Raw genomic sequence first — 15,495 nt, 5'->3', positions numbered from 1 at the left:
CCACACCCGTATGCCAAGCATTATGCCAGACCCACCTGCTGCTCGCTCCATACCCATAACCTAGCGGCAAGCTCAGCATTATCCGCTCTTCGAGCCGTAGGCGCTATTTTGTTATCTATAAAATATTCGCCGGTCGTCGTGCTTATTTCATTGCTCGAGGCCATGTAAATCGCTGTCGCTGCACCTTCAAGCGCTGTACGAAAAAAGGGTTTAAGCAGCCGATGTACTGTTTTTCCGAAGCCGGTTTTGCGATCTACTCCAATGCTGGTAGCAACCGCTCCCGGATGGACGCAGTTGACGGTTATCTTCGTATCCCTCAGACGCCGAGCAAGCTCCTTTGTAAATAAAATATTGGCTAGCTTCGATTGGGAATATCCTTTCACAACATTATATCCCTTCGTCAAGTTAGGATCCTCGAAATGGATCGTGCCGGCCTTATGCGCTCCTGAAGATAGGTTGACTATTCTTCCTTGCGGCGCTCGTTCAATAAGCTCCAGCAGCTCGTTCGTCAACAGGAAATGACCTAGATGATTGATGCCGATCTGCGCCTCAAACCCATCAGCAGTCGTCGCCCGCTTCAAGGAAACAACTCCGGCATTGTTCACAAGCACATCCAGCTGACTATACTTTTGTTTGAAATAGGCAGCGAAGCTCCGAATGCTCGCAAGCGAGCCTAAATCGCAAATAGCTAGCTCCAGCTTCGTGCTGCCGCTCTGCGAAAGCGCCTTCTCAAGCGCTTGCTCCCCTCGTTCCTTGCTGCGGCACAGCATGACGATATGAGCCCCCTTCTTCGCAAGCTCTACAGTTGTTGCAAATCCCATACCAGAGTTTGCGCCAGTTACGACTACGAGCTTGCCAGCCATATTTTCTTCTCCCATTAACGGCACCTCCATCTATCTCCTTTTGCTAATTACAGCTTATCACGGGCTGGAAAGAGATGCCTATTTAATTTAATAGTCGCTCAAGCAATTCCACATAAAAAAACCGCATGGCGCTTATACACCATGCGGTAATCCAATTATGCTGCTGCGCCACGCAGCATACTCTTCATATAACTGCTGCAAGCGACGAGGAAGTAAATCGTCTGCATTGCAATGTAAATCCCGATAACTACGAAAGAATAGATCCAATTGGATGATTCCATTAAGTTATCCAGCGCCTTCATTGCGAACAGCGCATGTAAAATACCGACAATGACAGGTACATAGAAGATGATACCGATCTGCGTAACGGCAATTTTGCGTATTTCCCCTTTTGTCATGCCAATTCGAGTTAATGCTTTAAACTGTGCTTGATCATCCTGCAGCTCCGTAAAGAGCTTAAAGTAAATCATGCTGCCGGAAGCGATAAAGAACAGCAGGCTGATGAACATGCCGATAAATAGAGTTAATGAAACTTGCTCCCTCATTTGATCATAAATGGAGGCACGTCGGAAATCCATTTTATCCATAAATTTCTCTGGAACCAAATCCCGCAGCTTCTCCACTGTGCCCGATGAATGCTCCCAATTGCTTAGCTCAAAGCCATACATGACGCTGAGCTTCTCATCAGGTACGCTTGAACGAAGCTTGGTATAAGCGAAATCATCCATAACGAAAGTGTAGTAGTTGCTGTCAAACCAGTTCATAACTCTTGCATCCACCGTACCTGTCAGCGCTAAATCAATTTCCTTTCCATTGATCAATCCTCTAACACTGCCTTCTCCAAAGCCTGGTCTACCATGGGTTTGCTTGACGAGCGTCACTTTACCGCTCTCCGGCTGTATGGGAGACTTGCCGAGCGCTTTCGCCAGCTTGTTATAATCGGTCGCTGATATAATAATAGATCGTGTTCCCTTATAATCCATCTGTTCTTGTTCTGTCTTAACCTTGAAGTCGGCAATCTCGATGCCTACCGCTTTCGCTTCACGAATGACAGGAAAGCCGTCTTGTGCAGCAATGCGTTTCAATTCCTTCCGATTAATAACCTCTTGTGATTCCAAGCCCTTCTCCATATAAGCAATCGTATAAGGAGAATTCTCAAGCATACTCTTCTTGCTGCCTATCTGCATAATATACACCGTGCCCAATGCTGTCATAACGACTGCACTTAGGATCGATACAATAAATAGGATGCGTGCATTATCTTTGATTTTGTAGCCTAGCTGGGCAAAAATAATCATATTCGTCCGTTTGTAATAAACGGACGACCTCTTCTGAATGAATCGCAGCAATACAATGCTTAGCTGCGTAAACAAGAAATACGTCCCTATAACAACTGTAATTAATATGGGTAATGCAAATAATATGAAAGTGTCACTAGTCATGACCAGTGCCAATCCATAGGCAACAGCTAAACATACAACCGCAACCACTACGAGCCACGGGGAAAATACTAGCCTTCCCTTCGGCTTGCGTCCCGCCTTCAGCAAATCAATAATTACGGTGCGTCCGATCCGAAGCGCAGTCCACGCCGATATGAGCATAAACAAGGCGAAAAAACCGCCAGCAGTGAGCCCAATTGCTTGCAAGGGTGCTGCGAATGGAATCGTTTCATTCATGTTTAGCAGAACCGCCAGCGCCATGAAGAAAAGCTTGCTAAACAGCATGCCAAGGCCAATACCTACAGCAATAGCTAAAACGGCAATAGCTGCATTCTCATAAATGACAAGCTTTCTAAGCTGAGACTTTGTCATCCCGAACAACGAGAACAGACCAAATTCCTGCTGTCTTGTCTTCAGGAAAGCCGAATTGGAATAGAGCACGAATAAGAAAGAAAAAATAACAATAATATATTCGCAGAACTTCATCCCTTTTTCAATTTTTCCCGCTGCCATAATATGACCGCTCACGACATCCGGATGCGCAAGAAAAGCGGCATAAATGTAGAAAATCATAACTGAAAATACGCTGCTCAGGAAAAACGCACTGTACGACCGCCAATTGCCTCGGATATTACTAAGAGCGAGCGAACGGAACGTCATCGAAATTACCTCCCAGCACGCTGAGAGCGTCTAATATTTGTTGGAAAAACGCTTGCCTGTTCGCTCCACGGCGTATTTCCGAAAAAAATTTGCCGTCCTTTATAAAAACGATACGCTGGCAATAGCTGGCTGAGAATGGATCATGCGTAACCATGAGTACGGTAGCCTTGAAACGTTCATTCATGTCCTTAAGCGAGTCCATAACATCCTTCGCCGACTTGGAATCGAGATTGCCTGTGAGCTCATCCGCAAGCAAAAGCGAAGGCTGATGAATAATCGCTCGCGCAATCGCTGCGCGCTGCTTCTGCCCCCCGGATACCTCGTATGTGCGCTTGTCCAATATCGCCGTAATTTGCAGCAGTTCAGCAAGCGGAACCAGCTTCTGCTGAATAGCTTTAGGAGAAATCCCCTCCAGCACGAGCGGCAATATAATATTTTCCTTAATCGAAAGTGTATCGAGCAAATTAAAATCCTGGAAGACGAAGCCCAGCTCGAGACGGCGGAACAAAGCAAGCTTTTTGTCAGTAAGCTTATAGGGATTGATACCGTTTATTTCAATTTCACCAGAAGTAGGACGATCAATCGTTGACAGCAGGTTAAGAAGTGTAGTCTTCCCGCTTCCAGACGGGCCCATGACGCCAACAAACTCCCCTGCCTCAACTTGCAATTCAATGTCCTCTAATGCCTTATAGGACACATTGCCTTTAGTGCTGTATATTTTGCCAAGTCCTTTTGCGTGAAGTACGCTCATTTATTTGTTCCTCCCCGAATTTAACTGTTTTCTCGTTTGAATAATTTTAGTATAGACGAGGAGGAGACTGTGAACCCATCGATTTTCCTTTCATTTCTGCCAGAGAACCTTACAAGATTGTCACTTACCCTTCTGTAGATTATCCGCATTACTCCCCAAAATATGTATGCCTCGCGGCTGAAATATCATATTAAATGTCGTTCCCTCTCCGAGAATGGAAGCTGCGGTCAACGTATGCCCTAATCGATTGCAAACCTGCTTCGCCAAATAAAGTCCCATCCCCGTTGACTCACCAGCTGTCCGTCCATTCTCTCCGGTGAAGAACGGTTCAAATATGCGCGGGAGATCATGCTGCGCAATGCCAATACCTTCATCTTCTACCTCTACGCTCCCGCCGCCGTCACGATTTGATTGTATTTGGAATACAAGTTTCTTCGTTCCCGGCTTTCCTTTGCTATATTTAATCGCATTGCTTATTAATTGATTAAATACGAATGTCATCCACTTCTCGTCCGTTTCTACAAATGCCTCACCTATCACTCTTGGGAATATAGAATGACGGATACACAGCTTCTTATTCGAATTGATAACTTTACGTGCAAGCTCATGCAGTGCAATTTTTTGGATATGCAAATCGATTTCAAACTTCTCCAAACGCGAGGTATACAGCATCATTTCAAGTCCGCGCGCCATCCGATCCGTTTCTTCCTGCACGCTTAGAATGAGCTGCTTATACTCATCCTGTGTGAGTGACGGCTGCTGCAGCGCATCCTGTGCCAATAAATCAATGACTGAAACGGGTGTCTTCATATGATGCACCCACTGAAGCACGAAGTGGTTATGCAGCTCCTGCTGACGGCGATATTTGCCTAATTCATTCATATATGCACGGTGCTGCTCCTCCAGCATTTTGCCTACTAGCTGCTGTTCTCTCGTGACGAATGATTTCACAATCATAGTAGCCTGCAGCTCATCTGACCTTTCAGTAGCTTCCAGTAATTGCTCGATGTATGCACGCTGACGCAAATAATCAATCATAAGCCATACTCCGAGAAAAAATAACGCTAATACAACCAAATAATAAACCGTTGCATCTTCCACGCTGCCCGGATACCGCTCTCTCTCCAGCAGCAGCATGCTTACTGACAATGAAAGGATAAGCAGTGCAATAAAAATAAATAGCAGCCGATCACGCAAAAACAACGCCAGCTTCATCGCGGCGTCTCCTTATCTATGCTGCTCATATTCAGCTTATATCCTTGACCTCTTACCGTTTCTATAACCTTTGGAAGCCCGAGCTCCTCCAGCTTCTTCCGCAGCCTAGTCACGTTGACTGTCAGCGTATTATCATCGACGAATTGCACGTCATCCCATAACGCCTCAAGCAATTGCTCCCTTGTCGCTACTTCGCTAGGCCGCCTCATCAGACATTCAGCCAGCAGCTGCTCGTTCTTCGTCAGCTCTACACGAACACCCCACCATTCCAGCTCATTCCGATTCAATAACAAGCGTAAGCCATGCAAAGACAACTCGCCAAACAGATTGGCTCCGACTTCAGCCTCAGTTATTGTTGAAGCAAGCCCACCTCCTATACTCGATGCAGACGCATACTCGCCATAGGTGCGCCGAAGAATACTCTTCACCTTAGCCATAAGCAGATCCAGATGAATCGGTTTTGTTATATAATCATCTCCGCCATTCTCGATCGCCATAACTTGATCCATCTCCCCTGCTCGAGCAGAGATAAATATAATCGGGACGCTGGAACGGGAGCGAATTTGCCTGCACCAATAGTAGCCGTCGAAATAGGGCAGGTTAATATCCAGCAGTACCAATTGCGGATCAAACGCCTCAAGCTCAGGCATTATTTCACGAAATTGAGAAGCTTTAGCCGCCTCAAAACCATATTTATCCATATTGCTCTTCAAGATCGAAGCGATCTTAGCATCGTCTTCCACGATATATATTCGGTACATGATGACCCTCCTTAAAGGTTTACGAAGTAAACCTGCTTCGTAAGCATAAGCTTAGGTTTGCGGAGCAAACCTACTTCGTAAGCATGAGCTTAGGTTTACGAAGTAAACCTACTTCGTAAGCGTAGCAGTATCCGCGCCTAGGATCAATTATAGGCTAGCTGGAGGGCCATGCGGAAGTCATTGCGGTTATGTTAATGCCTTTCTTTCCATCAGCGGCTTTGTTCCCATGCCTTCGACTGATCATCGAAATCACGCCAACGCCGCAGTGCCTCCACATCATGTATGACGAAGCCCCAACGCTTCATTTCAGCGATGCCTTCCTCATGGAGCTTATCCAGCAGACGGTCTCCTCCGTCCCTTGTTGCACCGATTGCACTTGCGAAATAATCATGTGACATCGGAATACCGATGCGCAGCTCACCTTTTGTTTGGCGACCATAATGCTCGGCCAGCTTAAGCAGGAAGAGCTGACCCGGATTATACACATCAGGCCATTTCGACTCATTCAGCTGATGATCCAAGGATTGGATCGATTCCTGCATCGCGTGTATGACAGCTACTGCTGCGCTAGGATAGTGTGCCAAGAAATTCAGAAAGGGCTTAAGCGAAAACATAAGCAGCTCCGTTCGGACAATCGCGGCTGCCGAACGAGAATAGAAGCCATCCGCGAGCAATCCCTCGCCGGGAAAGGTTTCATGCTGCTTCAGAAAGGACAGATTGCTCTCTTGGCCTAGATGATCCGTACGATACGTTTTGACCAACCCTGACAGCACAATGAATACCGCTTCCTTGGCATCGCCTTCCTTATAAATCACTTGATTTCGTGCAATTTCTCTTTTCACCCCATACCAGCTAAGCTCCTCCAACTGCTGCGCCGTAAAATATTTGAAAAGCGGTATTTGGCTCAGTATGTTTTTTCTCGATACGCTCATCATCGTTCTCCCCTCTCTGTTATCTTTCCCCAAACAATCTCATCCTGTTGATCATCGGCCCTTCCTGCGTAATTATCTAAGCTTTTTTCTGTGCACTTATTAGCCAGTAGGCAGTACCGACAAATAAGGCTCCGCCTACAATATTGCCAAGCGTAACCGGGATCATATTATGAAACCAGCCGGCAATGGTAATGGTCTCAGGATGCGGCAGCAGCAGCGCTAGTCCGAGGACCGTCATATTGGCAATGCTATGCTCATAGCCTGATGCGATGAATGCGAACAGCATCCAGAAAATAAGAATCAGCTTAGCCGTGTCTTCCTTAGCTCGCATGGAGGTCCAGATTGCTAGACAAACGAGCCAGTTGCACATAATGCCGCGGAAGAAGAGCTGCAGCGTATCGATATGCATTTTTTTGGCTGCTGCTGTAAATAGCAAATGCTCTGGTTTAATATCAGCAAATAAACCCGTTCCGATAATGAGCATGCACAAGGCCATCGCCCCAAGCAAATTGCCCAAGTAGCTCCATATCCAGTTTTGAAGGGTATCCTTCCAGCTCGTCGCTTTCGCCAGCGTACTGACCGTGAATATCATATTATTGCCGGTAAAAAGCTCTGCTCCTGCGAATATAACTAAGGTTAAGGCGATGCCGAATGACAATCCCATCACGAGCGAGGTGACAGGAGATTGTATGGCAGCTAACGAAGCTCCGATTGTAAATATAAGAATAATTCCAATGCCAACATAAGCTCCAGCCAACCCGGCAGACAATAAATAACGAAACTTGCTCTCTGCGAATAACGCTTTTTTGGCTAAAGCAGATTTTACAGCTATCTCTAATGTGTCTTTAAACATTCAAACTGCTCTCCTCTGATGCTGCCCCTCTGTTCAGGCTGGCAGCCCAATCTGTACCTCGTTGCCTTCTACACATATCGGATAGATTCGAACCTGTCCAGTGCTTGGAGCGTATATTGCTCCCGTCTCCAAATTTATTCTCGACACGTAAAGCGGATCGTATAAGTCATGACCCGAAAGTATACCTTCTGACAATGTTCCGCCATTCCAATGAGCGCTCATATTATCTATGGCAAACAGTCTGTCATCACTCGTGCGGAATACGGCAATCTCATTCCCTTCAACTTGAACGGTATGTCCGATGCTAACTCCAAAACGGTCTAATAAGCCAACGCCATAATAACGGATTGCATTTATGTCCTGCAGCGTTCCAATTTCCATTTCTCTCTCCCTTTCTTAGCATGTATTTTATTTGGTAAAATACAAAGTTCGAGTTTTTCTCATCATAAGTTTTCTTTTCTATTTTAACTTTTACAGCTGCATGTTGTTATCAGGAGAAACCCTGAATTTTCGCCTTGCATTCCCCTATTTTCAGAAAGAGAAGGAGATTCCCGCAATTTGGTCCAAAAAAAAGACAGCAGCAGCAGCTCCAAGTAAATGAGATGCTTCTACTATCCAGTAAACTGTGAATGATAAATTAATGAGAGCCTGTATTTTTATTCTCTTCCTTCGGCACGACAAATCGTACCATAGTGCCATTGCCAGGACTGGACGTAAGCTCAAGATGTCCGCCGACGATGCGAGCTCTTTCTTCCATGCTGAACAGCCCAACGCCACGTCCAACTCGGTCGAGGTTAAAGCCTTGACCGTGGTCAATTACTCTAACCTCGACTTCTTCAGCCCGCTCCTCCAACAATACCTGTGCCTCCGCTACATCAGCATATTTCGCAATATTCGTTAATGCTTCTTGAATAACGCGATAAATGGCTGTCTCTTTGTGGATGCCGAGCCTGCTTTTCAGTCCGGATTCCAGCTTCAGCTGAATGCCGAAATGCTGCGAATAGTTTTCCAAATAGGTTCGGATAGCAGGTACGACCCCAAGATCATCGAGCACGGACGGCCGAAGCTCCCATGCAAGACCGCGAATATCCTCCATCATGCCGGAAACATCCCCACGAATCGTATTCAGCTCAGCAAGCTCCCCATGATCGCTGATAAGTCGGTCAAGCCGAATTAGCAGAGAAAATAAGCTTTGTCCGATCCCGTCATGCAGCTCCCTCGATATCCGTTTCCGCTCATCCTCCTGAATTTCGATGACTTTAACCATCATCTCCTTCAGATCTTGTTCCGCACGCTTCCTTTGCGTCTCTTCACTGCGTATCGCTAAATACTGATAAGGCTTTCCGTTCTCATCCAAGAATGGAACAATCGTCGTGTTCACCCAGTAGAAGCTTCCGTCCTTAGCTCGATTTTTTATTTCGCCTCTCCATACCTGGCCTGAAGAGATCGCCTGCCACAGCTCGCGAAAAAACGCCTTCCCGTGATACCCTGAGTTAATAATCCGGTGATCCTTGCCGATCAATTCCTCACGGGCATACTTCGATATTTCGCAAAACTTATCATTCACGTACTCAATCTTGCCCTTCTCATCCGTAACAGCAACAATTGAGGATTCATCTAGCGCAAATTTCACATCAGCAAGCTGCTTCAGTGACTGATTCACCTGCGCCAGCATCTGCTTATCGTCGATTTGACCTTCCAGCACTGACAACAAATAATCAACATCTGCCCCGATCATATGACGGTACTTTTCGCTGTTATGATTACTCATATGTAAGCAGCCCCTTCTTCAGCGCGAACTTAATAAGCTCTGGACGCGTTCTAAGTCCCAGTTTATCCATCAGATGGCTTTTATGCGTTTCCACTGTTTTTACGCTGATGATGAGATTTTCCGCGATTTCTTTATTGGAATACCCCTTCGCAATCCAGCCCAATATTTCCTTCTCTCGTTCAGAAAGTGTTTCATAAGGACCGCTTTCCTCGCCGCCCTGCTTCATTCTAACGAGATATTCACTCATTAACCGCTTCGTAGCGGTAGGATATAAGTATGCATTCCCCGCAGCAACCGACTGTATAGCAGATAGCAGCTCATCATGAGGGGCGTTCTTGAGAATATAACCCGATGCGCCTATATGTATAGCTCGAAATAAATATTCGTCATCGTCATGCATCGTCAGAATAAGGACTGCCGTATTCGGCAGCAGCTTCTTCAGCTCCGTAGTAGCAGTCATCCCATCCTTGCCATGCGGCATGCTAAGATCCATGAGCACGACATCTGGAAGGAGCTGCTGAGACATTTCAATTGCCTCATCGCCTTCCGATGCTTCCCCAACCACCTCTATATCATTCTTGCCATGCAGCAGCATAGCAAGCCCGGATCTGACCACAGCATGATCATCACAAATCAATAGTTTTATCATTTGCTTCTCCCTTCACCGAAAATTTGACACGTTTACCACCAATGAACACATGTCTCTGTTTTGTATTATAACTTACTTTCTCCTTGTGATGAGTCTTTTCATCTAAAAATGGGATATACTCCATTGTTTTCGAAGCTTGTTATTTCGCATAGGAAAACCGTCCCCCGTCATCGACCATAAGGAACGGCAATTATAAAACAGTTATATATGGTATGGCTACTCCGCGTTTCTTATAAATGCTTAGCCAGCTCCTTCGTCAGTAAGCTCGCACGCTCTGTCTCCTCTGCTTGGTAGGATAGTAGTGAGCGCCTTCCTAATAAAATAACGCCAACAATCCCCTTATCCGTTTCTATAGGCATGCTCAGGGCTATATATAGCTGCTCTGCGAGTAATACAGGCTCGCCCAGCTTGAATCTCTCTTGATCCGACATCGCGGCACCCGTACTTGCAGGTCTACCGGAACGAATGGCGGCTCCGGACAAGCCGGCGCTCGTCTTCTGTTCGACAAGCAGCGTACGTTTGCTAATACTGCCCGCCGCGAAGGTCCAGCGCAGCTTGCGTATTTGGATGTCGATTAAGCCGAGTCCCGCGAAATCGCTGCCAGTCTCAAATCTCAACCGTTCAATACCGGAAGCAATTCCCGCTTCGATCGTCTTCATCGTCGTTCCCCCTTCCTTACCATATTTATGGCATATATGTCCAACCTCAATGTTTGGTTTATTCCTGCTTATCATCAGCTAACTAGCAAATGTCTTAATCCATTCTCTCAGCTGTGCTTTTTATTATAAAGCTATTACAAAGCTTTGTATGTCAGGGAATTCCCTGAATTCAGGAGAAGGGTACCCCGAATATGTGCTGCAGCAGTTCGCTCAATGCCACTCAGGACTTTCTCTCCTCATAATCAGGAGATTCCCTGATTATGCTTGAAGCGCAGCAGATGTATGATGAATATATAACCCGTGTTCAGCTATTTAGAGAAAGTCGGGTACTAACCGATACTGAATGGAGGAATTGACTATGGCTTTAACTGAGACATCATTGCAGACGAACAAAATTAACGAAGCGTGGAGAGGGTTTAAGCAAGGTGCATGGCGAGACCAAATCGATGTACGTGATTTTATTTTATTGCATGTAACTCCCTACACGGGTGATGATACTTTTCTTGCTGGTCCAACGGAAGCTACAGAACAGCTCTGGCATGAGGTAAGCGAGCTGACTCGCAGAGAACGCGAGCAAGGCGGCGTACTGGATGTGGATACGAGCACCCCTTCCACCATTGTCTCCCATGGCGCCGGGTACTTAAACCGCGACCTTGAACAAATCGTCGGCGTGCAGACCGACGAGCCCTTTAAGCGTTCCATCCAGCCTTTCGGCGGTGTCCGTATGGTGCAGGATGCATGCGAAGCGTATGGCTTTAAGCTTCCAGAGGAAATCGTACGTTTATTCACAGATATGCGTAAAACACATAACCAAGGTGTATTTGATGCTTATACAGCGGATATGCGCAGCGCAAGGAAAGCCGGTATTATTACCGGTCTTCCCGACGCTTACGGCCGCGGTCGCATTATCGGTGATTACCGCAGGGTAGCGCTATACGGCGTAGACCGTCTGATTCAGGAGAAGAAGAAGGATATAGAGCTCACAGAGAAGGTTCAAATGACAGAAGCTGTCATTCGTGAGCGCGAGGAGCATGCCGAGCAGATTCGCGCATTAGATGAACTGAAACGTATGGCCGCATCCTATGACTGCGATATTTCGATGCCGGCGCGTCATGCGAAGGAAGCGGTGCAATGGCTATACTTCGCTTACCTAGGTGCCATTAAAGAGCAAAACGGCGCTGCGATGAGCTTGGGACGCGTATCCTCCTTTCTGGATATATACTTCGAGCGTGACTTAATGGAAGGCTCGCTGACGGAGCAAGAAGCTCAAGAAATATATGATCATTTCGTCATGAAGCTGCGGATTGTCAAATTTCTCCGAACACCGGACTACAATGAACTGTTCAGCGGTGATCCAACATGGGTAACAGAATCGATTGGCGGCATGGCTGCTGACGGTCGCTCCCTTGTAACAAAAAGCTCTTTCCGAATGCTGCATACTTTGTACAATCTCGGTCCTGCACCAGAGCCTAACCTGACGGTGCTTTGGTCTACGAGACTGCCAGAGGGCTTCAAAAATTATTGTGCTAAAGTTTCAATCGAAACCAGCTCGATCCAATATGAGAACGATGATTTGATGGTTCCGCAGTTCGGGGACGATTATGGAATTGCCTGCTGCGTCTCCGCAATGAGAATTGGCAAGCAAATGCAATTTTTCGGAGCTCGCGCCAATCTGGCTAAAGCGTTGCTTTATGCGATCAATGGCGGCATCGATGAGAAGCTTGGTATCCAAATTGCTCCGAGAAAAGAGCCGATGTCGGATGAGATACTAGATTATGCCAAAGTGATGGAACGCTATGATGAAGTAATGGACTGGCTGGCCGAGCTGTACATGAATACACTGAACGTCATTCACTACATGCATGATAAATATTGCTATGAGCGTTTAGAATTTGCACTTCACGACCGCGAGATTATCCGTACGATGGCCTGCGGCATTGCGGGCTTGTCTGTAGTAGCCGACAGCCTAAGCGCGATCAAGCACGCTAAGGTCCGGCCCGTCCGCAACCATCTGGGCATCGCAATCGATTTTGAAATCGAGGGTGAATATCCGCAATACGGCAACTCTGATGATCGCGTAGACACCATTGCCGTGCAGCTCGTCGAGACATTTATGAGCAAGCTGCGGAAGCAGCGGGCTTATCGCAATGCCATCCCTACACAATCGGTGCTGACCATTACTTCTAATGTTGTATATGGCAAAAAAACCGGTGCCACGCCTGATGGACGCAAAGCCGGCGAACCTTTCGCGCCAGGCGCGAACCCTATGCACGGCCGTGACCGCAAAGGTGCGCTGGCCTCGCTTGCGAGCGTTGCAAAGCTGCCATATAGCGAGTCGCTGGACGGCATATCCAACACCTTCTCCATCGTTGGGAAAGCACTCGGACGTGAGCCAGAAGCAAGAATCAATAATTTGACAGCTATGCTGGACAGCTATATGTCTAGGCATGCCCATCATCTTAACGTTAACGTATTTGACCGTGCTACGCTCCAGGACGCCATGGAGCATCCAGAGCTGTACCCGCAGCTAACCGTTAGAGTTTCGGGTTATGCCGTTCACTTCATTAAACTATCACGCGAGCAGCAGCTTGAAGTAATAAGCCGAACATTCCACGGTTCGATGTAAGAACGAAGGAGAGGTAATATGATGAACATTCGCCAGCATTTTGGCTCTGATGCAGCTGTCAAAGGGCGAATTCACTCCCTTGATACTTTCGGCACAGTAGATGGTCCCGGCATTCGCTTCGTCCTGTTTATGCAGGGCTGTGCGCTTCGCTGCCAGTTTTGCCATAATCCCGATTCTTGGGATACAGCAGCAGGAGATTTGACTACTGTCGAAGAAGTGTTGGCAGAGATTGAGCCTTTCGTCAGCTATTACAAGCGATCCGGAGGCGGCATCACGGTAACTGGGGGCGAACCGACTCTTCAAGCTCCATTCGTTGCAGCACTGTTCCGCGAGGTGAAGCGCCGATTCGGTCTTCATACCGCCTTGGATACGTCAGGCTTCTGCGAGCCTTCGCATTTCGATTCCTCCGGTCTTTTAGAGGCTACGGATCTTGTGCTGCTCGACCTCAAACAAATCAATAAGGATCGGCATGTGGCGCTCACGACACAATCCAATAAACGAACAATCCGCTTTGCCTGCCACTTGTCCGATGAAGGTAAGAGCATGTGGATTCGCCACGTCCTCGTTCCTGGTGTTACCGATTCTTATCAAGATCTTCTGGAGCTGGGGCAATTTATTGGTACACTGGACCATGTGCAGAAGCTCGAGCTTCTGCCCTATCACCGAATGGGCATCTACAAATGGCAGCAGCTTAAGCTCCCATATCCGCTAGAGGGGATATCAGCTCCAACCGAGGACCAAATCGAGCGAGCTTATCGGCTCATTGATACAGGGCGCCAGGAAGCTTCAGCGTACAAACGCTAGTGCTAACAGCCCATAAGAGCAAAAGCCGTCTACAGCCGTGCAATTCGCACGAGCACGGAGGGCTTTTATCGTTAGGTAAAGTAAATAAATGGTTTTTATTATTATAAAAAGAAACTTTTCAATGGGTTAAGCGTCTACATTTCAGGAGGTGCTGAACATTGAATCAAACGTCCAATTGGCTAAGCAAACGGTTTGAATTATCGTTATTGATTGGATTAACTTTGGCGGTTATCATCATTTCCTTATCGATCGGAGCCAATGGCAAGCATACAAATAAAGATGATGAACGGGTTGACGTTACACCAACCGAATGGATTATTGAATCACCTATCGTATTTTCTGCCGAACCAAATGAAGCTAAGCCATCTGGCTATGAGCTATTCGCCGGAAAAGTTGTGCAGGTAACTCAGACATCCGGAGAATGGGTTAAAGTTAATATTTTCACCTATGATGGACCCTATGATGGTGATATCTGGCTGCCCAGAAAAGTACTGACCCAATGGGAAGCTGCGAAAGCACAGGAAGGAAGGCTCCGTGAAGGTGCTAATGTGTATGCCGAGAACGGATCCATGATTAAGGCGCCTTCGAATACACCGATTCGTATCGAGGAAAGCAGCGGTGAACGTTATCGAATCAGCGCTCCCGGCGGATTTACTGGCTTTATCGATAAAGCCGACTTCCTTCCGAATCCATTTTCAAAAAATTATTAATCAGCCACGTATATTGTTGGCGCAAAGTGTGCAATATAATAGTGATGGTGTGAAGAGAGGTGTGGTTCCGTTGGACCATTTGGTGCTAGGGCTGCAGGAGGAATTTATTTAATCACTTAGCTATAGGAAAGCGAGGGGTTGTGTCGCAGAGTATCTCTGAACACACTCGCCAATAACAATCTCGTAAAACCGGATTGCGAAAAGCGGTGCCCAAGTAATTCTAACCATGTGAAGTGTGAAAATTGAAGAAACTCAACGATCAAACACCATCGGAAAAGAGAGCCTGTAACAGGGCTCTTTTTTTCATGAGCATAGTTATCAGATTTCCAAAAAAAACTCCTAAGCTTAGGATAAATGTTCCACATAAGCTTAGGAGGTATATGATTTTATAAATTATTCATCATTTACAGTGAATTAACATTCGCCCGCAGCAGCAGGTTTGCCAGCAGCCGTAGCCGTACGGAAAGATGATCCGCAGCCGCATGTAGCGCTTGCGTTAGGATTCTCGATGGTGAAGCCGCCGCTCATACCCGACTCCTTGTAATCGATAACGAGACCGTTCAAATATTGAATGCTGTTCCCATCCACCACGACTTTTAAGCCTTGCATTTCAATGGCTTGGTCGCCTTCTTGATCCTCATCGTCGAAGCCCATACCATAGGAAAAGCCGCTGCAGCCGCCTTCCTTCACGCCAATTCTAAGAAATAAGCCAGGTGTTCCTTCTTCCTCCAGCATTTCTTTTATTTTATCAGATGCACTATCACTGATCGTGATCATACGACATCCCTCCATTTATGTGTCT

General features: G+C 46.8%; 15 protein-coding genes. 3 read left to right on the top strand and 12 right to left on the bottom strand.

What is annotated here, in order from left to right:
• Positions 1 to 20 precede the first annotated feature (20 nt).
• From CEF13_RS06850 to CEF13_RS06800, 11 genes are all read right to left on the bottom strand, one after another.
• Complete coding sequence (locus CEF13_RS06850) at positions 21 to 863, bottom strand: SDR family oxidoreductase (RefSeq protein ID WP_102716252.1); 843 nt, start codon at positions 861 to 863, stop codon at positions 21 to 23.
• Between the two features lie 155 nt (positions 864 to 1,018).
• Positions 1,019 to 2,962, bottom strand: coding sequence for an ABC transporter permease (locus tag CEF13_RS06845; RefSeq protein WP_102710012.1), 1,944 nt, complete (start codon positions 2,960 to 2,962; stop codon positions 1,019 to 1,021).
• The gene (locus CEF13_RS06840; protein ID WP_102710011.1) at positions 2,937 to 3,713 is read right to left on the bottom strand and encodes an ABC transporter ATP-binding protein; all 777 of its coding nucleotides are present in this window, start codon (positions 3,711 to 3,713) and stop codon (positions 2,937 to 2,939) included. The genes CEF13_RS06845 and CEF13_RS06840 overlap by 26 nt, the downstream gene beginning before the upstream one ends.
• A 120-nt stretch (positions 3,714 to 3,833) precedes the next feature.
• Positions 3,834 to 4,928, bottom strand: a complete 1,095-nt coding sequence (locus tag CEF13_RS06835; RefSeq protein ID WP_102710010.1) for a sensor histidine kinase — start codon at positions 4,926 to 4,928, stop codon at positions 3,834 to 3,836.
• On the bottom strand, positions 4,925 to 5,689 hold the full coding sequence (locus CEF13_RS06830) for a response regulator transcription factor (protein ID WP_102710009.1): 765 nt from the start codon (positions 5,687 to 5,689) through the stop codon (positions 4,925 to 4,927). The genes CEF13_RS06835 and CEF13_RS06830 overlap by 4 nt, the downstream gene beginning before the upstream one ends.
• 209 nt (positions 5,690 to 5,898) lie before the next feature.
• On the bottom strand, positions 5,899 to 6,654 hold the full coding sequence (locus tag CEF13_RS06825) for a Crp/Fnr family transcriptional regulator (protein WP_146022685.1): 756 nt from the start codon (positions 6,652 to 6,654) through the stop codon (positions 5,899 to 5,901).
• A gap of 43 nt (positions 6,655 to 6,697) precedes the next feature.
• A complete protein-coding gene (locus CEF13_RS06820) occupies positions 6,698 to 7,474 on the bottom strand; it encodes a formate/nitrite transporter family protein (protein ID WP_102710007.1) in 777 nt (258 codons plus the stop codon).
• 33 nt (positions 7,475 to 7,507) lie between these two features.
• Positions 7,508 to 7,855: a nitrite reductase (NAD(P)H) small subunit gene (locus tag CEF13_RS06815; protein ID WP_102710006.1), complete on the bottom strand. Its 348-nt coding sequence runs from the start codon at positions 7,853 to 7,855 to the stop codon at positions 7,508 to 7,510.
• A gap of 256 nt (positions 7,856 to 8,111) precedes the next feature.
• Positions 8,112 to 9,245, bottom strand: coding sequence for a sensor histidine kinase (locus CEF13_RS06810; protein WP_102710005.1), 1,134 nt, complete (start codon positions 9,243 to 9,245; stop codon positions 8,112 to 8,114).
• Entirely contained in the window at positions 9,238 to 9,894 is a 657-nt protein-coding gene (locus CEF13_RS06805) for a response regulator transcription factor (protein WP_102710004.1), read from the bottom strand. Before CEF13_RS06805 ends, CEF13_RS06810 begins: the two co-directional genes overlap by 8 nt.
• Positions 9,895 to 10,124: 230 nt before the next feature.
• Entirely contained in the window at positions 10,125 to 10,553 is a 429-nt protein-coding gene (locus CEF13_RS06800; protein WP_102710003.1) for a GAF domain-containing protein, read from the bottom strand.
• 358 nt (positions 10,554 to 10,911) lie between these two features.
• On the opposite strand from CEF13_RS06800, the gene pflB reads away from it, so the two are divergent.
• The 3 genes from pflB (at position 10,912) to CEF13_RS06785 (ending at position 14,693) form a co-directional block, all read left to right on the top strand.
• Entirely contained in the window at positions 10,912 to 13,179 is a 2,268-nt protein-coding gene (gene pflB, locus CEF13_RS06795; RefSeq protein WP_102710002.1) for a formate C-acetyltransferase, read from the top strand.
• Between the two features lie 18 nt (positions 13,180 to 13,197).
• Complete coding sequence (gene pflA / locus CEF13_RS06790) at positions 13,198 to 13,983, top strand: pyruvate formate-lyase-activating protein (protein WP_243864717.1); 786 nt, start codon at positions 13,198 to 13,200, stop codon at positions 13,981 to 13,983.
• Positions 13,984 to 14,141: 158 nt separating this feature from the next.
• Positions 14,142 to 14,693 carry an SH3 domain-containing protein gene (locus CEF13_RS06785; RefSeq protein ID WP_102710001.1) on the top strand — a complete coding sequence of 184 codons (552 nt, stop codon included), beginning with the start codon at positions 14,142 to 14,144 and terminating at the stop codon, positions 14,691 to 14,693.
• 414 nt (positions 14,694 to 15,107) lie between these two features.
• Here CEF13_RS06785 and erpA read toward each other — a convergent pair whose 3' ends face one another.
• Complete coding sequence (erpA, locus tag CEF13_RS06780) at positions 15,108 to 15,470, bottom strand: iron-sulfur cluster insertion protein ErpA (protein WP_102710000.1); 363 nt, start codon at positions 15,468 to 15,470, stop codon at positions 15,108 to 15,110.
• Between the last annotated feature and the right edge of the window lie 25 nt (positions 15,471 to 15,495).

This window comes from Paenibacillus castaneae (assembly GCF_002884445.1).
GTDB classification, from domain to species: Bacteria; Bacillota; Bacilli; order Paenibacillales; family Paenibacillaceae; genus Pristimantibacillus; species Pristimantibacillus castaneae.
This window is presented reverse-complemented; position numbering and strand designations above follow the sequence as displayed.